This window comes from Aquicoccus porphyridii (assembly GCF_008369105.1).
GTDB lineage: Bacteria > Pseudomonadota > Alphaproteobacteria > Rhodobacterales > Rhodobacteraceae > Aquicoccus > Aquicoccus porphyridii.
Window position 1 is genome coordinate 266529 of the sequence record NZ_VINQ01000002.1, and the last position, 20865, is coordinate 287393.

14 protein-coding genes are annotated in these 20865 nt (G+C 66.9%); 9 read left to right on the forward strand and 5 right to left on the reverse strand.

Translation table 11 applies throughout. The features are described 5' to 3' along the window. The first annotated feature begins 64 nt into the window (after positions 1-64). Genes FLO80_RS04415 through FLO80_RS04425 form a run of 3 tightly spaced genes read left to right on the forward strand, consistent with a single transcriptional unit; the run spans position 65 to position 4417 of the window. Positions 65-2092 (forward strand): acyltransferase family protein, encoded by a 2028-nt coding sequence (locus tag FLO80_RS04415; protein ID WP_281286956.1) that lies wholly within the window; start codon positions 65-67, stop codon positions 2090-2092. Further along, on the forward strand, positions 2089-3663 hold the full coding sequence (locus FLO80_RS04420; RefSeq protein ID WP_111363520.1) for a GMC family oxidoreductase N-terminal domain-containing protein: 1575 nt from the start codon (positions 2089-2091) through the stop codon (positions 3661-3663). The genes FLO80_RS04415 and FLO80_RS04420 overlap by 4 nt, the downstream gene beginning before the upstream one ends. Beyond that, positions 3650-4417: an SDR family oxidoreductase gene (locus tag FLO80_RS04425; RefSeq protein ID WP_111363518.1), complete on the forward strand. Its 768-nt coding sequence runs from the start codon at positions 3650-3652 to the stop codon at positions 4415-4417. Before FLO80_RS04420 ends, FLO80_RS04425 begins: the two co-directional genes overlap by 14 nt. 15 nt (positions 4418-4432) lie before the next feature. Here FLO80_RS04425 and FLO80_RS04430 read toward each other — a convergent pair whose 3' ends face one another. Further along, positions 4433-5191, reverse strand: a complete 759-nt coding sequence (locus tag FLO80_RS04430; protein ID WP_246156554.1) for a WecB/TagA/CpsF family glycosyltransferase — start codon at positions 5189-5191, stop codon at positions 4433-4435. A gap of 231 nt (positions 5192-5422) precedes the next feature. Between FLO80_RS04430 and FLO80_RS04435 the strand changes: the two genes are divergently transcribed. From FLO80_RS04435 to FLO80_RS04460, 6 genes are all read left to right on the forward strand, one after another. Then, entirely contained in the window at positions 5423-6544 is a 1122-nt protein-coding gene (locus tag FLO80_RS04435) for a Gfo/Idh/MocA family protein (protein ID WP_111363516.1), read from the forward strand. After that, a complete protein-coding gene (locus tag FLO80_RS04440; RefSeq protein ID WP_111363514.1) occupies positions 6532-7503 on the forward strand; it encodes an NAD-dependent epimerase/dehydratase family protein in 972 nt (323 codons plus the stop codon). Before FLO80_RS04435 ends, FLO80_RS04440 begins: the two co-directional genes overlap by 13 nt. Then, positions 7500-8741: a glycosyltransferase gene (locus FLO80_RS04445; protein ID WP_111363512.1), complete on the forward strand. Its 1242-nt coding sequence runs from the start codon at positions 7500-7502 to the stop codon at positions 8739-8741. Before FLO80_RS04440 ends, FLO80_RS04445 begins: the two co-directional genes overlap by 4 nt. Further along, positions 8738-9715: a glycosyltransferase family 2 protein gene (locus tag FLO80_RS04450; protein WP_111363510.1), complete on the forward strand. Its 978-nt coding sequence runs from the start codon at positions 8738-8740 to the stop codon at positions 9713-9715. Before FLO80_RS04445 ends, FLO80_RS04450 begins: the two co-directional genes overlap by 4 nt. A gap of 11 nt (positions 9716-9726) precedes the next feature. Beyond that, positions 9727-11811 (forward strand): NAD-dependent epimerase/dehydratase family protein, encoded by a 2085-nt coding sequence (locus tag FLO80_RS04455; protein ID WP_111363508.1) that lies wholly within the window; start codon positions 9727-9729, stop codon positions 11809-11811. Positions 11812-11994: 183 nt separating this feature from the next. Continuing rightward, positions 11995-13041 carry a CpsD/CapB family tyrosine-protein kinase gene (locus tag FLO80_RS04460; RefSeq protein WP_246156556.1) on the forward strand — a complete coding sequence of 349 codons (1047 nt, stop codon included), beginning with the start codon at positions 11995-11997 and terminating at the stop codon, positions 13039-13041. Positions 13042-13065: 24 nt separating this feature from the next. Here FLO80_RS04460 and FLO80_RS04465 read toward each other — a convergent pair whose 3' ends face one another. The 4 genes from FLO80_RS04465 to FLO80_RS04480 form a co-directional block, all read right to left on the reverse strand. Continuing rightward, positions 13066-14376: a GumC family protein gene (locus FLO80_RS04465; protein ID WP_111363506.1), complete on the reverse strand. Its 1311-nt coding sequence runs from the start codon at positions 14374-14376 to the stop codon at positions 13066-13068. A 243-nt stretch (positions 14377-14619) separates the two neighbouring features. Beyond that, the gene (locus FLO80_RS04470; RefSeq protein WP_111363504.1) at positions 14620-15303 is read right to left on the reverse strand and encodes a 4'-phosphopantetheinyl transferase family protein; all 684 of its coding nucleotides are present in this window, start codon (positions 15301-15303) and stop codon (positions 14620-14622) included. Between the two features lies 1 nt (position 15304). After that, positions 15305-19852, reverse strand: a complete 4548-nt coding sequence (locus tag FLO80_RS04475; protein WP_111363503.1) for a MupA/Atu3671 family FMN-dependent luciferase-like monooxygenase — start codon at positions 19850-19852, stop codon at positions 15305-15307. Then, positions 19852-20865, reverse strand: coding sequence for a glycosyltransferase family 2 protein (locus FLO80_RS04480; RefSeq protein ID WP_111363501.1), 1014 nt, complete (start codon positions 20863-20865; stop codon positions 19852-19854). Before FLO80_RS04480 ends, FLO80_RS04475 begins: the two co-directional genes overlap by 1 nt.

Here is a 20865-nt window from a genome sequence, read left to right on the forward strand (position 1 = left end):
CGCAAATTCGCAAAGAAGCGGTGCAATTTCTGCCCCTTTCTTGCATTAAACACCATGTCAGCCTGTGCCGTTTCGCAAACCAGCCCCGGAGAGCGCCATTTCGACCCTGCCCCACCCCGCCTATCGGCCCGAAATAGATGGGCTGCGCATGATCGCGGTTCTGGCGGTCGTGCTTTATCATTTCGACGTGCCGGGCGTGGCGGGGGGCTTTGCCGGGGTCGATGTGTTCTTTGTCATCTCGGGTTACCTGATCGGCGGCATCCTGTGGCGTGATATGAGCGAGAGCGGGCGGCTCCACCTCGCGCGGTTCTATATCCGGCGGGTCAAGCGGCTGGCCCCGGCCTATTTCGCGATGGCGAGCGTGACCGCGATGGCCGCATGGTTCGTGTTCCTGCCTTTCGAGTTCCGCGAATTCGGCAAGTCGCTGATCGCGGCGACGGTTTATTTGTCGAACGTGCTGTTCTGGCGCGGTGAGGGGTATTTCGACATCGGCGCGGATGTGAAGGCGCTCTTGCACACGTGGTCCTTGGCGGTGGAGGAACAGTTCTACATCGCGCTGCCGCTTCTGATGCTGGTGCTGAGGGCATCGCGGCGGGTGCTGTTCTGGGCCTTGGTGGTCGGTTTCGCCGCCTCGCTGGCCGCCTCGGTCTGGATCACACCGATGAGCCAGACCACGGCGTTTTACCTTTTTCCGTTCCGCGCGTGGGAGCTTCTGGCCGGAGTGCTTCTGGCGATCCATGGCCAGTCGCGGCAGGCGCGGCTCGACTGGCACCCGGGGCTGAGCTGGCTGGGCCTTGCGCTGGTGCTGGGCGGGCTGGCGCTGATCGAAGCCGAGGGTTTTCCGGGGTGGCAGGCGGCGATTCCGGTGGCGGGCACCGTGCTCTTGATCCTGAACGGGCGGCAGGCCAACCCGGTCAACCGGGCGCTCGCGGCCCGGCTGCCGGTGTTCATCGGGCAAATATCCTATTCGCTCTATCTCTGGCACTGGCCGGTGCTGGTGCTGTCGAAATACTGGCGCGACGGCTATTCCGGCCCGTGGGAGGCGGCGGGCTGGATGGCGCTTTCCTTTGTGCTGGCGGTGATCTCGTGGCGCTATGTCGAACGGCCGTTTCGGCAGATCGAGGGCGCGCGCGGCTGGCCGGTGCTGGGCGCACTGGCGCTGCCCACCGGGGCGATGCTGGCGATTGGCGGGCTGGCCTATGTCAAGGACGGGATGCCGGGGCGCTTTGGTTCCGAAACCCGGCCGCATATCGCGGCGTCGGCCGATTTTCTTCAGGATTTCTCGCGCTGTCACACCCCGGCCAACGGTCCCTTTGCCGGGGTCGAGCTTTGCCCCATCGGCCCCGAGGGGGCGCCGCGTGTCGTGATCTGGGGCGACAGCCACCTGCGCGCGATGAAAGAGGGGCTCGAGACGGCCGCGTGGGAGGCGGGCACGCCTGGGCTTCTCATCTGGCATGCGGGCTGTCCGCCGCTGTTCGGGATCGAGAAACGCGAAAGCTATGCCACCCGGGCCGAGGATGCGGCCTGCACGACGGCCAATGCCACGATCCGCGCCGGGCTGACCTCGCTTGAGGCGGTGCACAGCCTGCTGTTGGTGGGGCGCTGGTCCTATTACGCCACCGGTGCGGGCGTGGGGCGAGATGCGCAGAACACCATCGCGTTGTCCGGTCATGGCGGCGCGACGAATCCGGCGGTCTTTGCCCGTGCGCTCGACGCCACCCTGCCGGTTCTCGACGAGAGGTTCGAGCGGATATTCGTGCTGCGCCAGCCGCCGGAAATTCCCTTCTATGACAGCCGGGAGGTGGCGCGGCAGCTTGCCCATGGGCGGATCACGCCCGAGGACGCACCGCTCGCCCTGCCCCGCGACCGGGCACAGGCACGGGCGGCGCCGGGCGAGGCGCTGTTCGCGCCGTGGGTCGAAACCGAAAGCCTGCATCTGATCGACCCGTGGCCGCAACTGTGCGATGCGTCGGAATGTTCGGTGATGCAGGACGGTGAAAGCTGGTATTTCGACAACAACCACCTGACCAACCGGGCCGCGCGGGTGCTGGCACCGCTGTTCGCGCCAGTGTTCGAAGGGGCAGGACCATGAGCCACGAGATCGCGCAACGGCATTGGGACGTGATCGTGATCGGCACCGGGATCGGCGGCGGCACGGCGGGCCGCGCACTGGCCGAGGCGGGGCTGAAGGTGCTTTTCGTCGAAAAAGGCCCCGCCGGGCACCGGGCCGAGCAAACGCCGCTCTCGCCCGGGATATTCGTACCCGAAGCGCGGGTCGCGCGCGGGTTCTGGCCCGGGCAGATGCGCGCCAATGTGGACGGGCGCGCAACGCGGTTTTTCGCCCCGCTTGGCGCGGGCGTCGGCGGGTCGTCGGTGTTCTATGCCGCCACGCTCGAGCGGCCCGAGCCGCATGACCTCGACCATTCCGAGGCGCGCCCGCATCCGACCGGCGGCTGGCCCGTGTCATGGGCCGAATTCGCGCCGTGGCTCGACCGGGCGCAGGCACTTTACCGGGTTTGCGGCACGCCCGATCCGCTGTCCGACACGCCCTGCCCCAACCTTGCTGCGCCGCCGCCCCTGTCGCGCGGCGATGCGCGGCTGACCGAGCAGTTTCGCGCGGCCGGTCTGCACCCCTACGCGCTGCATTCCGCGATCGCCCATCTGCCCGGCTGCAAGGACTGCCTTGGTTTCAAATGCCCGCGCGCCTGTAAGATGGACGGGCGCTCCGCCGGGGTGGAACCGGCCTTGGCGACTGGCAGCGCCGCCTTGCTCGACCGTTGCACCGTCACGCGCCTTCAGGGTGACGGGGAGCGCATCACCGGGATCGAGGCGCGACGCGCGGGCGAAATGCTGAGCCTCACGGCGGATCATGTCGTGCTGGCCGGAGGCGCGTTCGGCTCGCCCCGGCTCTGCCTCGCGTCGGCCTCTGAAAGCTTTCCGCAAGGCGTCGCCAATGCCAGCGGGCTGGTGGGGCGGGGCCTGATGTTTCACCTCAACGAGATGTTCGCGATCTGGCCCGGTGGCGATGATCCAAGCCCGTCTAAGGCGGTGGGGCTGCGCGATCTTTACTGGCGCGAGGGGCAGCGGCTGGGCATGGTGCAGGCCATGGGGGTGGCGGCCTCCTACGGTGAAATCGCATGGTATCTCAGGGGGTTGGTCGAGAACTCGGCACTGGGGCGCATCCCCGGCGCGGTGGGCCTTACCCGCATACCGGCGGCAATCGCGGCCAAGCTTCTAGGTACCGCCAAGATTTTCGTCGGGCTGCTCGAAGACCTGCCCTATGACGACAACCGCGTGCTGCCGCCCGAGGGCGACAGCGACGAGATTGCCGTCGACTATCGCATCCATGACGAGTTGCGCGCGCGCCGCCGCCTCTTCCGCCGCGAGATCGCGCGCGCGTTGCGCGGCCAGCGCAAGATGTTCCTGACCCGCCGGCCGGAATTGAATTTCGGCCACCCCTCGGGCACGATGCGCTTTGGCGACGACCCGGCGCGCGCCGTGCTGCGTGGCGATGGGCGGGCGCATGGCATCGCCAATCTCTGGGGGGCGGATGCCGGGTTCTTTCCCACCTCGATGGGGGTGAACCCCTCGCTCTCCATCGCGGCGCAGGCGCTGCGCGTGGCCGATGCCATCATCCGGGAGGGCAAGAATGGCGCGCGATGACGACAGGGTGAAATCGGGCGTGGCGCTTGTCACCGGCGCGGGGCGCGGGCTGGGCCGGGCGCTGGCGCGCGAACTGGCTGCACGGGGGATGCGGGTGGCGGCATTGGGGCGCAATGCCGCAAGCCTCGCCGAGACGGCAAACGGCTCGAACCGGATCACGCCGATCACGGCGGATGTGAGCGATTTCAACAGCCTGCGCAGCGCGTTCGAGCAGGTCGACGCGCTTGGCCCCCTTACCCTTCTGATCAACAACGCGGCACTCTATCCGCGCCGCGACCTGTTCGACGAAACCCCCGAAAGTTTCATGCAAACCGTCGATGTCAATCTCGGAGGAAACTTCGCCGCCACCCGCCTCGCGCTCGACCGGATGGCGGGAACGGGGTTTGGCCGTATCCTCAACGTCGCGACCTTCGCCGATCTGCACCCGCTTCCCGCCTCGGCCGCCTATTCGGTGTCGAAGGGCGCGGCACGCATCCTGACCCGCGCGCTGGTGGCGGATCTCGCCGACCGCTTTCCCGACATCGTGATCTCCGACTGGATGCCCGGGATGCTGGCCACCCGCATGGGCATTCCCGATGGCATCGCGCCCGAGCAATCGGCGACATGGGGGGCGGAACTGGCGCTTTGGCACGATCCGGCACTCACCGGAACCACGTTCGAGCAGGCGGTCGAGATCCCACCGCCACGCGGTCTCAAGGCCCGGATCAAGGACCGGCTGCTTGGGCGGCGCACCCCCTTGCGGCGCCTCGATTGACCGGGATGGCCGACCTTACCGGTCTTGCCAGCGCATCCGCAAAGCGCGCCACATATGCCCCGGCAGGATCGCGAAACAACGCGCGTAGCGCGGCATGAGGCGGGCCGGCGCGGAGAACATGCGCCACGCCCATTCCATCGCGATGGCGCGCACCCATCGGGGCGCCCGGTTCTGTGCCCCCGACAGGAAATCAAGCCCGGCGCCGATCGAGGCAAAGCCGATGCCCGGAGTCTCGGCCCGCCCGCGCGCGGCCAGCCTCTCCTGCTTGGGGGCGCCGAGCGCCAGAAAGACCAGCCCGACCCCCGCCGTCTGCAAGTCGCGCAGGATCTCGCCCGCCCGCGGCTCGTCCGGGTCGAACCCCATGGGCGGCGCGATCCGTGCGGCGATCTCAAGCCCCGGCACCGCCGTTTCCAGCGCCGCACCAGCAGCCGAAAGGCTCTCCTCGGTCGAGCCGACAAGCCCCAGTTTCACCCCTTCTTCGGCCGCGAGCCGCGCCAGCGGCATCACCATGTCCGATCCCGGCACAAGGGACAGCCGCTTGCCCGCAAGCCGCGCCAGCCAGACGATGGGATTGCCGTCGGCCACCACGAAATCCTGTGCGCGGTAGGCCGCGAGAAACCCCGAATCGCCACGCAGTTTCACAAGGTGATCGAGGTTGATCGTCGCCAGCGCGAACCCCTCGCCCGATTGCATCCGCCGCCGCACCGCCTCCAGAAGCGCATCGGCATCGGGCAGGTTGACCGCGATTTCCTCTTCTCCGACCCGGATCTTCACGCGATTCCCTTTGCGGTTGCAGCCTTGTCTGGAATCCGGTGTTCTTTCATGACAGACTCCTGAAACAACACGTTGTTGCGGGGTTTTGCCGCGGTAATGACAATTTTCAATGTTCTGCAGCCGCTTGACTGAGATGACAAGAGCCAAGAGGCGGATCGGTATGGCCGCAATCCCCGTTTTCCCTGCCCGCCTCAGGCTTCGGGCGACGCCGTCATGCAATGGAGGACGGCGATGAAAACGGTTGTTCTTGTCGGCTGCGGCTTTGTCGCCGATCTCTACATGGCAGGGCTGGCCACCTTCCCCGGTCTGCGCATCATCGGCGCGCATGATCGCGATGCGGCCCGGATGCGCGCGTTTTGCGCGCATTGGAGCATCCCCGAATTCGCCGATCTCGAACAGGCGTTTGCCGTGCTGCCCCAAGGCGGGCTGGTCCTGAACCTGACCAACCCGGCCTCGCATGGCGCGATCAACCGCGCCGCGCTGACTGCCGGGCATCACGTGTTTTGCGAAAAGCCCATGGCGCTCGACCTTGATGAGGCGCGCGAGGTGGCACAGATGGCGCGCGACGCCGGGCTGCAACTGGCCTCCGCGCCCTCGTCGATGCTCGGCGAGGCGGCGCAGATGCTGGCCCGTGCGCTGCGCGATGGCGTGGTCGGCGCGCAGCGCCTCGTCTATGCCGAGCTTGACGACGGGTTCATTCCACAGGCCCCCGTGCAGGGCTGGATCAGCGAGAGCGGCGCGCGCTGGCCGTATCAGGATGAATTCGCCGTCGGCTGCACCCTCGAACATGCGGGCTATTACCTCAGTTGGCTGATCAACATGTTCGGACCGGTCACCCATCTGGTCGCGGCCAGCGCCGAGACCCTGCCCGACAAGCCGGGCGGAACGGGCGGCACGCCCGATTTCTCGGTGGCAACACTGTTTTTCGAAGACGGGCCGCCCGCGCGGCTGACCTGTTCGATCGCCGCACCGCATGACCACCGGATTCGGGTGATCGGCGACAACGGCGTGCTGGCGGTCAATGAGGCCTGGAACAATGCCGCCCCGGTGCGGTTCCACCGCCGCATGCGCATCCGCCGCCGCCTTCTGGAAAGCCCGGTCGGCAAGCGGATCAAGCCCAAGGGCCCCACCCATCCCAAGGTGAAACGTCGCGGGGCCGCGGCGATGAATTTCGCGCTTGGCCCGGCCGAGATGCTCGACGCCATCGCCGAGGGGCGCACGGCGCGCCTTGCTGGAAATTTCGCGCTGCACCTGACCGAGGTGACGCTGGCCATTCAGAACGCGGGCCGCACCGGCGCGGTCGAGATCACCAGCCGCTGCGACAAGCCGGAGCCGATGCCATGGGCGCGCTGAGCCTCCTTGTGACCGGGGCGGGCGGCTTCGTCGGGCGCGAGGCGGTCGCGGCGGCACTGGCGCGTGGCCACAAGGTGCGCGCGCTGGTGCGACAAAGCTGTGCGGCGTTTGCCGGGATGCGGGACGTGGAATGCATCGCCTTCGACCTCGGGCACGACCGGGCCGCGCTGGCCAAGGCGCTCAGGGATGTCGATGCGGTGATCCATTGTGCCGCCGCCCTGGGCGGCGATGACGCGGCGATGCAGCGCGACACGCTCGCCCCGACGCGGGCGCTCATCGACGCAATGAGTGCCACCACGCCCAAACCCCGGCTGGTGCTGGTCTCCTCGGTCGCGGTGCACGATGCCGATGCCCTGCCGGAAAACACGGTGATCGACGAGACAGGCCCATTGGAACAGGCCCCCGACGCGCGCGACGCCTATACCCGCGCCAAGCTGGCGCAAGAGAAGATGGTGCGCGAGGCCGGGCTTGCGGGATGGATCGCGCGGCCCGGGGCGGTCTATGGGCCGGGGCGGCTCTGGAATGCGCATCTGGGGCCGCGTCTCGGGCCGGTGCTGATCCGGCTGGGCGGCGCGGGGCAGATCCCGCTCGTCTCGGTCCGAACCTGCGCCGAGGCGCTGGTGCTGGCCGCCGAAACCGACCCGCCCGGGCACGGCATGCTGCCCGTCCTTTTGGTCGATGACGACCTGCCCGACCGCGCACAGTTCCTGTCCGCGCTTGGCCCCCGCGCGCCTTCCTTCGTGTTACCGCTCTCGTGGCGTATCCTCGACCGGCTGGCCCCGGGGCTGGCCCATGTCCCCGGCCTTGCGCCGCGTTTGCCGGGCCTCTTGCGCCCACGCCCCTTGCGCGCGCGGATGCGCCCGGCGCGTTATTCCAACGCCCATGCAAGGGCGGTGCTGGGCTGGCAGCCCACGCGTTTTGCCGACGCGATGCGCGACGCGCTGGAGACGCGGCCATGAAGATCGCCTATCTCACCGGCGAATATCCGCGCGCCACCGACACGTTCATCCAGCGCGAGGTCGCGGGCCTGCGCGACGCCGGTCTTGCGGTCGAGACCTGTTCGATCCGCCGCACCGGGCCCGAACATCACGTGGGCGAGGAACAACGCACCGAGGCGGCCCGCACCTTTCACGTGCTGGAGACGGCGAAGAACCCCGCCCGCCTTGTCGGCGCACATTTCCATTGGCTCTTGCGCCGCCCCGGGGCCTGGCTGCGCGCACTGGTGCTGGCCATCCGCACCGCACCGGGCGGCGCGCGGGCGCTGCTTTATCAACTGATCTATTTCGCCGAAGCCGCCCTGCTGGCCCGCCACATGGCGCAACACGGCGTCACCCACCTGCACAACCATATCGCCAAGTCGAGCTGCACCGTCGCGATGCTTGCCTCCGAAATCTCGGGCATCCCCTATTCCTTTACCCTGCATGGGCCGGACATCTTTTACGAGCCGATCCACTGGCGCCTTGACGAGAAGATCCGCCGGGCCGCCTTTGTCGCGTGCATATCCGAGTTCTGCCGATCACAGGCGATGGCGTTTTCCGCGCCGGATCACTGGGACAAGCTGCATATCGTGCATTGCGGCGTCGATCCCGCCCGCTATGCGCACACGCGACAGCGCAGCGGGCGGCAGGCGCTGTTCGTGGGGCGGCTGGCGGCGGTCAAGGGGCTGCCGGTGCTGTTTGACGCGCTGGCCCGCATGGGGGCGGACGCGCCCGATCTGGCAATCATCGGAGACGGGCCGGACCGCGCCGCGATCGAGGCGCTGGCGCGAGAGCTGGGTCTTGCCGACCGCGTCGATTTCATGGGCTACCGCTCGCAATCCGAGGTCGCCGACATGCTGGGGCAAAGCGATCTCCTGATCCTGCCCAGCTTTGCCGAAGGCCTGCCCGTCGTGCTGATGGAGGCACTGGCAGGTGAAACCCCGGTCGTCACGACGCAGATCGCAGGCATTCCCGAACTGGTGCGCGACGGCGAGACCGGTCACCTTTGCCCGCCGGGCGACGCAGGGGCGCTGGCCCGGGCCATCGCCGCCGTGCTCGACGATCCCGACCGCGCGCGCGCCATGGCGGCGCGGGGACGGGCAATTGTTGCCCGCGAGTTCAACAGCCGGATCGAGGCCGCGCGCCTGGCCTCGCTCTTTGCCGCTTATGCCACGCCGGGCACGCCTCGCCCGCCCAAACGACCGGACCCCCTGTCATGACCCAATCCATCATCAGCGCCGTCGTGATCGGGCGCAACGAAGGCCAGCGGCTGGTCAATTGCCTTGCCTCGATGCAGGGCGAGGCGTCGCGGCTGGTCTATGTCGATTCCGGCTCGACCGACGGGTCGGTCGACGCGGCCCGCGAAGCGGGGGCGCAGGTTGTGCTGCTCGACACCAGCGAGCCCTTTTCGGCCGCCCGCGCGCGCAACGCCGGTTTTGCGGCGCTGACCACCGATCTGCCGCCGCCCGATTACGTGCAATTCGTCGATGGCGACTGCACGCTGGAGCCCGGCTGGCTGACCCATGCGGCACGGGCGCTGGACGCAACGCCCGATATCGGCATCATCACCGGCTGGCGCGCCGAAATCGACCCGCATGCCAGCATCTATAACGAGATGTGCGATTACGAATGGCACCGTCCGGTGGGCGATATCGACGCCTGCGGTGGCGACATGATGGTGCGGCGCGATCTTTTCGCCCGGCTCGGCGGGTTCAACCCGAAGGTCATCGCCAGCGAGGACGAAGAGTTTTGCGTGCGGGTGCGCGACGCGGGGTTTCGCGTCAATCGCCTGCCCCTGCCGATGACCCATCACGACGCCGCGATGCACAGCTTTGCCCAATGGTGGCAGCGTGCCGTCCGTTCGGGCCATGGCTTTGCCCAGGTCGGCGACCTGCATCCCGGCCATTTCATCAAGGAACGGCGCCGGGTCTGGCTTTTCGGTGCGGTGCTGCCATTCCTGGGAATCGTGGGCGCGGTCCTGTCATGGCCGCTTTTCCTCGCGGTGCTGGCCATCTATGCCCTGTCCTATGGACGCACGGTCAAAGGGCTGCACGACGTCGGCCTGCCGCTGGCGACCGCGATGCGACATTCTGTTCTGCTCTTTCTGTCGAAATTTCCCAACCTGATCGGCGCAATGCGGTATCACAAGCGCAAGCGGCGCGGCTGGGACATGGAAATCATCGAATACAAGTAAGGGATTTCGGCATGGCAGAGACACGGGTTGGCCTCGTCGGGGCGGGATATATCGCAAGCTGGCATGCCGACGCCCTGCGCGCCACCAGGAGCGTAGAGCTCAGCGCCGTCTGTGATCCATCGGCCAGCGCCGCGCAGGGGTTCGCCGACGCCTACGGGGTGCAATCCTTTACCGATCTCGACGAGATGCTTGCGGCTGGCGCGGTCGATGCGGTGCATATCCTGACACCGCCGCAGCTCCACCATCCGCTGGCGATGAAATGCATCAATGCAGGGCTGCATGTGCTGGTGGAAAAGCCGGTCGCGCTCAATGCCGATGAAACGCGTGAAATAGCCGAGGCCGCCAAGGCGCGCGGGGTGCAATTCACCGCCGGGCACAATTTCCTCGGTCTGCCCTCCTACCAGCGGCTGAAAACGGCGCTGGCAGAGGGGCGGCTGGGCCGCATCTCGACTGCCGAAATCACATGGGCGTTCCCCTTCGCCCCCCTGCGCGCGGGCCCGTTCGGCATCTGGCCCCTGCGTGAAAGCCGCAACCTGCTGCTCGAACTGGGGCCGCATCTTTATGCGTTCCTGATCGACCTTTTCGGCCCGGCCGAGATCCTGCATGTCGAGACCGGCAAGGAGATCGCCCTGCCCGGCGGCGGCACAAGGCCGCAATCCTGGCGCATCATCGCCCGGGCGGGCGGCGTGGATGTGACCCTGACCCTCAGCCTCGTGGAAACCCATGACGACCGCTCGGTGCTCTTGCGCGGATCGTCGGGCATGGCGCGGCTCGATTACGCCAATGACACGCTGGTGATCGCGCGGCCCAACGCCTCGGACCTCGTGCTGAACCCGCTTCGCGCAGAACTCGCGCAATCCTGGGCGCATCTGCGTGAAGGCGCGCGCAACGCCGCGCGTCAGCTTGCTTCGCTCAACCAGAAATCGCCCTATGGGCTGTCGTTCCGCGGGCTTTGCGCCGAAACCTATGGTGCGATCCGCACGGGCCGCGCACCCGATGCCCGGTTCTCGGGGGACAGCGCGGTCAAGGTGATGGCGGCCATCGACGCCACGCTGGCCCGGCTGCGCCCCGACCCCGACCTGCCCCGCCCCAAGGGCCGGCCCAAACCGGACGTGATGGTGATCGGCGGCACCGGTTTCATCGGTCGCGCCCTGACCCGCGCGCTGGTGGCGCGCGGCCATGACGTGCGGGTGCTCTCGCGCGGCACGTCCGGCCCGTTCGATGACATCGCCAATCATGTCGAAACGGTTTCGGCCTCGCTTTATGATGAGGACGCACTGCGCGATGCGATGCGGGGCATCACCCATGTCTACAACCTCGCCAAATCGCTCGACACGACATGGGAGGCCGCGCTTGAAAACGATGTGGGGGTGAGCCTGCGCATCGCCCGCGCGGCGCGCGACGCGGGCGTCAAGCGGCTGATCTATACCGGCACGATTGCCTCTTACGACATGTCCGACCCGCATCAGACCATCACCGAGGAGACCGGCTTTGGCCCGTTGGAGGCGCGCAACATCTATGCCCGTTCCAAGGCCGAAAGCGAACGCCAACTGATGGACATGCACGGGGCAGGCATCGAGATCGTGATCGCCCGGCCCGGAATCGTGGTGGGCCATGGCGGGCCGTTGCAGCATTGGGGCATCGGGCGCTGGCACGGGGCGGGCGCGGTCAGGATCTGGGGCCACGGGCGCAACATCCTGCCTTTCGTGCTGATCGACGACTGCGCCGAGGCGCTGGTGCGGATGATCGAGGTCGAGGAGGCCGCGGGCCAGAGCTTCAACCTCGTGGGCGAGCCGATGCTCTCGGCACGGGGCTATTTCGAAGCCATCCACCGGGCGCTCGGTGCGCGCATCCGCGTCTCGCCCGGCCCGCTTTGGGTGTTTTGCGCCGCCGACGCGGTGAAATACCAACTCAAGACCCGCATCCTGCGCCGCAAGGGGCTGACCCGCGCATCCTTCAAGGACTGGAAAAGCCGCGCGCATTTCTCGCCCTTCGACAATTCGCGGCCCAAGGCGGTGCTGGGTTGGCGCCCTGAAACCGACCGTGCGCGCTTTGTCGAACAGGCGATCACGCGCGCCAACCTGATGGGGTTTTGATGCGTATTTCCGAACAATAGGCATAATTTGGCCCCATTTCCTTGTTCTATCGGGTCAAAAGATGGAGAATTCCATCGTGACACCCGGGGCCAGAGGGTGTGTAAAGGCAGGACATGAGAGTGACAGGCGCGATGCAACACATGTGCGGGCTTTGCCATCCGCCGATCCGGGCGGGGCGGCACCATGTCTGACGACCGCCCCCTCACCCGCAAGACACGGCGCAGGCTCGACCGCGCGGCGCGCGACCGCCTGATTGCCGAAATCGCCAAGGCCGCCCCCGAGGAGAGCCCTGACACCTCGCCGGATGACGCCGATCTGCCCGAGGACATGCCCGACATCTCGACCGACATGGCCAGCACGGACGATGATGATGTTGCGCGCCCGCCCGGCCCCGAAGACGCCGCGTCGACCCAAACATCGCCGGAACCGCCACGCGCGAGGGATCAGGAAGATCAGGGCGCGACATCCCCGGACGCAACGCCAGAGCCCCCCGCACCCGGCCGTTCATGGCCGCAACTTGCGTCCATACCCGTCGATGCCGGACATCTCGAACGCAACCTGATCATCACCGCCACCCGCCACGACCCGGCCCATGGCGCATTCGACGTCCTGCGCACCCGGCTGGTCAACACGCTTGCCGAACACGGCTGGACGCGCGTCGCGATCACATCGCCCACCCGCGATTGCGGCAAGACATTCACGGCGGTGAACCTCGCCATTTCGCTATCGCGCTATGAAACCCATCGCACAATCCTGATGGATCTCGACATGCGCAACCCGTCGGTCGCGACGGTTCTTGGCGTGGATGATCCGGGCAGCATGGGGGATTTCCTGCAAGGCCGGACCGGCGTGACCGACCTGTTCAGACGTGTGGGCCGCAACGCGCTCAATATCGGCACGAACCTCGCCGTGGCGATGAACGACCGGGTCGAACCCTATGCCGCCGAGGTGCTTCGAGGCCCCGAAACCAAGCTCGCACTCGCCCGGATGGTGGATGAGCTCGATCCCGATATCGTGCTGTTCGACCTGCCCCCGGCACTGGCGTTCGACGATGTAATCGCCTTCAAGGATCAGTTCGACGGCATTCTGATGATCGTGGGCGGCGGTCAGACCAAACCGGACGAGGTGCACGAGGCCATGCGCCGCCTCGGCGAGGACGTGCCGCTCCTCGGGGTCGTGCTCAACCAGGCCGAGGGCGATGACGCGCTGGGCTACAGCTACGGTTATTGACCCGCGCCGCCTCGGGCCACCCGGTCAGGCATGGGTCTTGCGCCATTGCAAGGCTTCGAACACCCTGCCCACGACATCGCGGATCACCTGCCACCCCAGCACCAGCGCCGCACCCAGCGCCAACAGCACCGACAGGATCACGAACCGGCGGCCGCGCCGTTGCTTGGGCCGCTCCAGTTTCGGGATCGCCACCACCGCCTTGACGTTCAGCGCCTGTTCAAGCTGCGCCCGCGTGCGGATCACCGGGTTGAGCAATTCCAGAAGAAAGGCGATGCCAACACCCAGCAAAAGGCTCATAACCCCGCCCAGCGCCGCCCGTTTCTTGCGGCTGCCCGAGACCGGGTTTTCGGGCGCCATCGCGGTTTCCAGAATTTCGATCCGCTCGAATTGCTGCTGGCTTTCCAGAAGCTGACCCATTTCGGCCTCGGTCGCGCGGCGGGTCACGATGCTGTACTGTTCACGCAATTGCTCCAACTGCCGGTTCAGTATCCCGAATTGCCGGTCGATTTCCGGTGCCCTCGCGATGACCTCCTCGATCTCGGAAATTCGGGTGTTGATCAATGCCCGCTGTTCTTCGAGCAGCGCGCGCTGGCGCTCGATCACCTCGGCGCGCTGACGGGTTCGCGACGCCTCAAGTTCGATGATCCGCTGGTCGATTTCAAGAAGGGTCGTGCGCAGACCCCCCAGTTCATCGCGCTGTGCCGCGATCCCTTCGGGCAGGTAGGGCGCATTGCTTTCCTTGAAATCGGCAATCCGCGATTCCAGTTCGGCCACCTCGCCCTCGATTCTCTGGGCTTCGGTCTGAAAGAATTCAAGGTTGCGCGATGCAGAGATGGAGCGCCGTTCGCGGTTGCGCTCAACCAGTTGCGACAGGAAGAGATTGGCCATCGCGGCGGCGGTTTCCGCATCGCCATATGTCACGGAAATCATCATCCCCGTGGGCATCTGCGACACGCCGAACGGCACGTTCGGATCGGTGATCTGGGTGATGCGCACCGATTCGCGCAGCCGCGCGACCCTGAGGCTGAGCGACAGATCGGTGTCGGCAAAAAGCTCGAAACGCTCGATCACCCCGATCAGGTTGTCCCGCGCCATCAGTTGTTGTTCAAGCAGTCGCAACCGCTGATCCGCGCTCGTCCCGGCCGACGGGCTGACCCCGGCATCCGCCACCGTGGGCGCTTCGATCTGCGCCACCGCCGTTGCCTGGTAGAGGCGCGGCTGGCCCAGCACCCACCACACGGAAACCGCGCTGCCCAGCATCGCCACCGCCACGATCAGCAGCAGGTTGCGGCGCAGCAGCCCCAGAAAATCTCCAACCGACTGAATCTGGCCCATCGTCCAAACACCGTATCCTTGGCGAAATTCCCTGCCCCCGCAGAAATTTGGCTTGATTATCTCACATCCGTCCTGCGCATACGGCATAGCCGCGGCAAACAGCCAGACCTGTCGGCACGGGTGTAATCCCTGTCAATCTAATCGCTTTGCCTCAATTTGGCCACTATTTTAACAAAAATCATGGAAACACTGCGTTTCGGACCAGACGACAAAATCCGCTCGAATCCGTGTCATGACAGGCACTTAGCGCAAAAAGCTCGTGCAGAACAGGGTGCCGCTCACCATCCCGAAATACCCAGACGGACGCCATCTTGGCGAATGCACCCCGGCTGACCCCGCGAACCGGGCGGAAAACCGGTGATCTGATAGATCAATATCAACCTCCATGTCACTGAATTCCATCATTTTTCCGGTCACCGGGTATTGCAGCTTGAAAACACATTCCTTGACCGAAAAGATCAGCCGCGCCATCCGCCCGGCCGTCTCGGGCGCCAATCCGCCCAGCCAGGCGCGCTCGCCCGGCGAGCAGACGATCGGCAGCAGGTCAGCGGGCAGGTCCGTATCGGGCTCAAGATCGACCGACACCGCGCGCATCTCCCCCGCCCGCGCCACCAACGCCGCGCAGGCCCCCTCGCAATGCGAGATCGACCCGACCACCCCGCGCGGCCAGACGGGGGCACGGTCCGGCCCCATCGCAACAGGTGCGGCAGGCACACCCAACCGCTCCATCGCGCGATGCGCCGCACGTCGCCCGGCGGCAAACTCGGCCCGCCGGGCCGAAACCGCGCGGGCCACGGCCCGCGCCTCGGCGTCAAACATCCCTTCGGCAGATGCCGCGGGGTCTTCGACCGCCACCACCACGCCGGGCGGAAGCGCCCGTGCAAGGGCTGCCGCAAGATCCGCGAAAGGGTCGCTATCGAGCGCCATCTCAGGTTCTCGCCATCCTGCGTTTCGCCCGCATCTCGCGGCGGCGCGACTGCATGTCACTCTCCGTCATGACCGGCTCCGACCCCTTGCCCGGTGCCGGTTTCGCGGCAGGTTCCGGCCCGTCGCCAACCAGCTCCCGAACCCGCGTTGCCAATCCTTCAAGCGTGGGAAAGCGGAAGATGTCGGTGATCGCCAGTTTCGGCACCGCGCACAGTTCGCGAATTTCGCGATGCGCCTGCACCGCCAGAAGCGAATGCCCGCCAAGGTCGAAAAAACTGTCCCTGGCGCCGATCCGTGCAACCCCCAGAACATGGGTCCAGACCCCGGCGATGCGACCCTCGACGCTGCCCGCATCTGGTGCGGCGGCGGCTTCGGGCGCGGCACCCCGCATCGGCGCGGGCAGCGCCTTGCGATCCACCTTGCGATTGGGCGTCAGCGGGAATTGATCCAGCCGCACGAAATGCGCGGGCACCATGAACTCGGGCAGATCACGCGCCAGCGCCGAACGCAGCGCCGCCTCGTCCAGCGCCCCGTCCGACAGAAGGTAGGCCACCAGCCGCGTGTCGCCGGGGTTGTCCTCGCGCGCCATCACCACCGCCTGGCGGATACCGGGCTGTTCATGCAGCCGCGTTTCGATCTCGCCCAGCTCGATGCGATAGCCGCGCAGCTTGACCTGATTGTCGGCCCGGCCCAGGAACTCGAGCCGCCCATCGGCACGCCAGCGCACCAGATCGCCGGTGCGATACATCCGTCCCCCCTGCCCGCCATGGAACGGGTTGGGAACGAACCGCTCTTGCGTCAGCGCCTCGCGCTGCCAGTATCCGCGCGCAACCCCCGCCCCACCGATCCAAAGCTCCCCGGCGACGCCCACCGGCACCGGCTGCATGGCCTCGTCCAGCACGTAAACCTGCGTGTTGGCGATGGGCGTGCCGATATTCACGACACCCTCGCCCGCCTGCGCACTCTCGGTGGTGGACCAGATCGTGGTCTCGGTGGGGCCATACATGTTCTCGATACGTGCATCGGTGATCTGCGCGAATTCGTCCACCAACGCCCCCGAAAGCGCCTCGCCCCCGATCATCAGGTGCTTCACCCGGCCAAGTGCCAGCCGCGCCTCCTCGTTCATCGCGATCATCCGGGCAAGGCTGGGCGTGCATTGCAGATGCGTCACCCCGTGGCGCATGATCTGGGCGGCAATCGAGAAATCGTCCTCGGCCATGCCCTGCGCAAGGTTGGCACGGCGATGCACCTCGGCCAGCGGCTTGAGCCCGTCCAGCACCAGGTCCGGGTCGATGCCATAGTCGATCAGGCAGCCGATCTCGGTCACGCCGATCCGCTTGAGTTGTTCGATCCGATCAAGGCAATCCTCGACCGTGCCGAAAAGCCCCGAATCCTCGAAATAGCGCAGGAACGCGAATTCGAGAATCCCGTCGAGATCGTCCTCGGTCAGCGTCTCGAGGTCGAGATCGAACGGGTTGTCCACCCCCTTGGGCTTCTTGAAGGCGGGGAAGGTCCAGGCATATTGCTTGATCAACGCCGCCGCCGCGCCGAGATAATCCCGCATCGGCCCGCGCGCCACTTCGCGCGCCTTCTCGCGGGTTTCGGCCACATAGGTATGCAGCATCAGTGTGATGTTGAAATCCTCGGGATCATGCCCCGCCCCGCGCAGCGCGTCGTGGTAGATCCTGATCTTTTCGCCCACCTCGTCGATCGACTGGCCCAGAAGGTGGGTGAGCACATTGGCCCCGATCTCGCCCGCCTCGCGCCATGTCTGCGGGTTGCCTGCGATGGTCAGCCAGACCGGCAATTCCTTCGACACCGGGCGCGGCTGGGTCAGCACCGCGCAATCCTTGCCCTTGCCATTGGGAAACTGCACCGCCTCGCCACGCCACAACGCGCGGATCTTTTCGATCGTGTCGAACATCGCCACCTTGTTGTTCGGCGGCGCGTTTTCCGGACGCAGCACGAAATCATCGGGCTGCCAGCCGCTGGCAATGCCCAGCCCCGCACGCCCGTTGGTGAGGTTGTCGATCACCGCCCAATCCTCGGCGATCCTGAGCGGATGGTGCAGCGGTGCGACGCAAGAGCCCGACCGCACCGCGATATTCTGCGTCACCGCCGCGATGGCCGCGCCCGTCACCGCCGGGTTCGGATAGGGACCGCCAAAGGCCGCGAAATGCCGCTCGGGCGTCCAGACCGTGGAAAACCCATGGGTATCGGCGAATTTCGCACCTTCCAGCAGCATCCGGTATTTCTGCTTGCCCGGTCCATCGTCATTGCCCCAGTAGAACAGGCCGATATCCATGCCCTTGCCGGTCATCGCGATCCGGCCATGGCTGACCAGCGTGCGGCTTTCGTCGCCCGAAAGCACCAGCTTGAAACCCCGCGCCAGCGTCCAGAACAGCTCAAGCACCGAAATGTCGAAACTCAGGCTCGTCACCGCCAGCCACACGCTGCCCGGCTCATGCGGGATGCGCGCATCCATGCCGGTAAAGAAGTTCGATACGTTGCGATGCTCGACCATGACCCCCTTGGGCTTGCCGGTCGACCCGGAGGTATAGATCAGATAGGCAAGGTCCGCGCCAATGACGCCGCTCTTGGCATTCGCCTCGGGGGCCGACGCGATCCGCGGATCGGCGTCCAGCACGAGCGCGGCCGCCGACGTCGCCGGAAGCGCGGATTGCGTGGCGCTTGTCGTCACGATCACGGGCGCGCCGCTGTCCTCGGCATAAAGCCGGATGCGGTCGGCGGGATAGGCCGGATCAAGCGGCACATAGGCCCCGCCCGCCTTGAGAATCCCGAGCGCCCCCACCAGAAGATGCAGCGACCGCTCCACGGCCAGCCCAACGAGCGTTCCCGGCCCCACCCCCATGTCGCGCAGCACATGCGCCACGCGGTTGGCCCGGGCGTTCAACTCGCCATAGCTCAGGCTCTCGCCCTCGAAGACCAGCGCCGTGGCCTCGGGGGTGCGCGCCGCCTGCGCCTCGAAGGCATGGTGAATGCACAGATCGGGATCATGGTCCGTTTCCGTCGCGTTCCAGCCGTTGATCACCAGGTCACGCTCGGTCTCGGGCAGCACCGGCAGCGCCTCGGGCGCCATGTCCAGCGCGCCCGGCACCTGCGCCAGATGTTCGAGCCGCGCCGCCCAAAGCCGCGCCAGCGCCTCGCCGGCCCGCGCGCCATCGAAATGGATCGCCCCCGGCGTGATGGTCAATGCCGTGCCCTCGATCAACCCGCCCTGATCGGCCAGCCCGACCTGTGGCATCGCGACCCGCCCGATCTCGCGGTCTCGGGCCTCGATATCGAGCGCGAAACAGGGATGTTTGCGCGCGGTGTCCAGATCATCCCCCGCGCGCAGCGGCACCCAGCGGCTGACATAACCCGGCGCCACCTCCGCCCCCGGCGCGGCATAGGCCAGATCGGCCACGCCCGTCTGCGACAGCGCAGCAACCAGCCCGGCCGCCAGCCGCAACACCTCATCCGCCCCAAGTCCGGTTTCAAGCGGCACCGACCCCGCCGCCCCGGGCGCCCCGCCGCCCGTCACCTCGGCGGGCACCAGCGCGCGCAGCTGCGCCCGCCAATGCGCATCGCCGCGCGCAGCCTGTGCCATCGCGGCCTCCAGCCGGGCGCGCTCCGCCTCGTCCGGGGCCGGCAACATATCGCCCTCGGCCAGTATCGCGAACAGGTCCACCGCCCCGCCACAGATCGCCGTCACCCCCTGCAACACCACGGCACCCTTGCCCGTCGCCACGCGCAGCGCGTCCCCGTCAACCTCAAGCACCGTGCCCGGCGTCGCCGGGGCCGCCGGTTCACGCGGGATGCGCGCGCCACCGACCAGCAGAACCTGCCCCGCAACCTCGATCTTGGGCGCGGCGAGCGGATTCCAGTATGGCCCGTGATCAAGCGCGCGAACCATCCGCACGACCTCTTCCGCGGGCTGCGCGAAATCGATCCGCCCTGCCGCCACGGGTCGCTTGTCGCGCCCGAAATAGCTGCGCCCCGACAGGTCCTGCGCCACCACCGGCACCTCCGGGCGCGACAGTTTCTCGAGCACCGCCCCGAACGACCCCATCGCCGCTTCATAGCATTTCGTGTTGAGCGTCAGCGCCGTGTCGCCCTCGGAAATGTCGAACATCACCTGCTCGACGATCCCGCCGGTATCGGCGCGCGGCTCTATCATGTGCCACGTGATCCCGTGCCGCCGTTCGCCATTCATCAACGCCCAGACCGGCGCGTTGAGACCGGCATAGGCCGGCAGCGGCCCGTCATGGAAATTGACCGCCCCCCGGCGCGGCAACGCCAGAACGTCATCGGGCAGCATGTCGAGATTGGCAATCGACAGGAGCCAGTCATGCGCGACCCCTTGAAGTCGCCCGGCCAGCCCGGCCCCCGGTGCGATCACCGGCACGCCGCGCGCCTCGCCCCATGCGGCGATGTCATCGTTGCGCGTGACCAGCGCGGCAAGGACATGCCCCCCCGCGATCAGCTTTTCACCGCATTGAATGGCAAGGCTCTCGTTGCCGATCACGATCATGGTTTGCGCGGTCATCACGATTTTCCTTCCTTCAGGGCGGGGTTGCCGCCCTTCACGTTTGTCCCGGCCGTCGCCCCGCGCCTGCTCGGCGCGGTGAAAAGCGATTTGAGGTCATGGGCGATCAGGTGGCGCAGGAAACGCGGCGGATCGACCAGCCCGCGCCGCTGAACCAGCGCGCGCAGCCGATAAAGGCTCCCCCCCGCCACATGCGCCAGCGTCGCCAATACGGCATAACCAAGCCCATGGTTCTTCACGAAATAATACCAGCGCGAGTCAAGCCAGTATTCCGGCACCCGGTCCCACGCCTTCATCCCCGTGCTGACCGACCCGATATGCGTCACCCGGCTCTCGACCACGTAATGCGTGGGCCAGCCCGCCAGCGCGGCACGGCGGCAGAGGTCGGTCTCCTCGAAGTAAAGAAAGAACGCCTCGTCGAACAACCCGATCTCGTCCAGCACACGCGCCCGCATCATCACGCTCGCCCCGGCCAGCCAATCAACCGGGCCGCTCACCTCGGGCACCGGCAGGGGCACGACATGATCGGCCAGCATCCGCGTGACCGGCCCGAACCGGATCGCGCCCTCGAACTCGCTCAGGATACCGGGAAAGCGAAAGGCGGTGACATGGGTGTCCTGCTCGGGGCCATGGATATAGCTGCCCGCGAATCCGACCCCGGGGCGCGCTTCGAGATAGTCGAACAAGACCCGGATCGCACCCGCATCGGGAAAGGCATCGGAATTGAGGATGTAATAGTAATCGGGCGCCGACCCGTCGCGCAGCCCCGCGCGCATACCGAAATTCATGCCCGCACCGAACCCGCCATTGCGCCCCGATTGCAGCACCCGAACATCCCAGCCCCGCGTAGCGACCCCCTCTTGCAGCGCCTCGAACGACCCGTCGCCGCTGTCGTTGTCGACGATTACCAGCTCGCCCGCGATCCCCTCCATCTCGCGCAGCGCCGCCTCTGCCGCCTCCAGCGTCATCGCCGGGGTGCGATAGTTGAGGATGATGGTCAGAACCCGCGCCAT

What these genes read in the sequence shown, in the direction of transcription:
- FLO80_RS04420 (WP_111363520.1), top strand. Translation starts at nt 2,089, where the DNA reads ATGAGCCACGAGATCGCGCAACGGCATTGGGACGTGATCGTGATCGGC.
- FLO80_RS04425 (WP_111363518.1), top strand. Translation starts at nt 3,650, where the DNA reads ATGGCGCGCGATGACGACAGGGTGAAATCGGGCGTGGCGCTTGTCACC.
- FLO80_RS04435 (WP_111363516.1), top strand. Translation starts at nt 5,423, where the DNA reads ATGAAAACGGTTGTTCTTGTCGGCTGCGGCTTTGTCGCCGATCTCTAC.
- FLO80_RS04440 (WP_111363514.1), top strand. Translation starts at nt 6,532, where the DNA reads ATGGGCGCGCTGAGCCTCCTTGTGACCGGGGCGGGCGGCTTCGTCGGG.
- FLO80_RS04445 (WP_111363512.1), top strand. Translation starts at nt 7,500, where the DNA reads ATGAAGATCGCCTATCTCACCGGCGAATATCCGCGCGCCACCGACACG.
- FLO80_RS04450 (WP_111363510.1), top strand. Translation starts at nt 8,738, where the DNA reads ATGACCCAATCCATCATCAGCGCCGTCGTGATCGGGCGCAACGAAGGC.
- FLO80_RS04455 (WP_111363508.1), top strand. Translation starts at nt 9,727, where the DNA reads ATGGCAGAGACACGGGTTGGCCTCGTCGGGGCGGGATATATCGCAAGC.
- FLO80_RS04460 (WP_246156556.1), top strand. Translation starts at nt 11,995, where the DNA reads ATGTCTGACGACCGCCCCCTCACCCGCAAGACACGGCGCAGGCTCGAC.
- FLO80_RS04465 (WP_111363506.1), bottom strand. Translation starts at nt 14,376, where the DNA reads ATGGGCCAGATTCAGTCGGTTGGAGATTTTCTGGGGCTGCTGCGCCGC.
- FLO80_RS04470 (WP_111363504.1), bottom strand. Translation starts at nt 15,303, where the DNA reads ATGGCGCTCGATAGCGACCCTTTCGCGGATCTTGCGGCAGCCCTTGCA.
- FLO80_RS04475 (WP_111363503.1), bottom strand. Translation starts at nt 19,852, where the DNA reads ATGACCGCGCAAACCATGATCGTGATCGGCAACGAGAGCCTTGCCATT.
- FLO80_RS04480 (WP_111363501.1), bottom strand. Translation starts at nt 20,865, where the DNA reads ATGGCGCGGGTTCTGACCATCATCCTCAACTATCGCACCCCGGCGATG.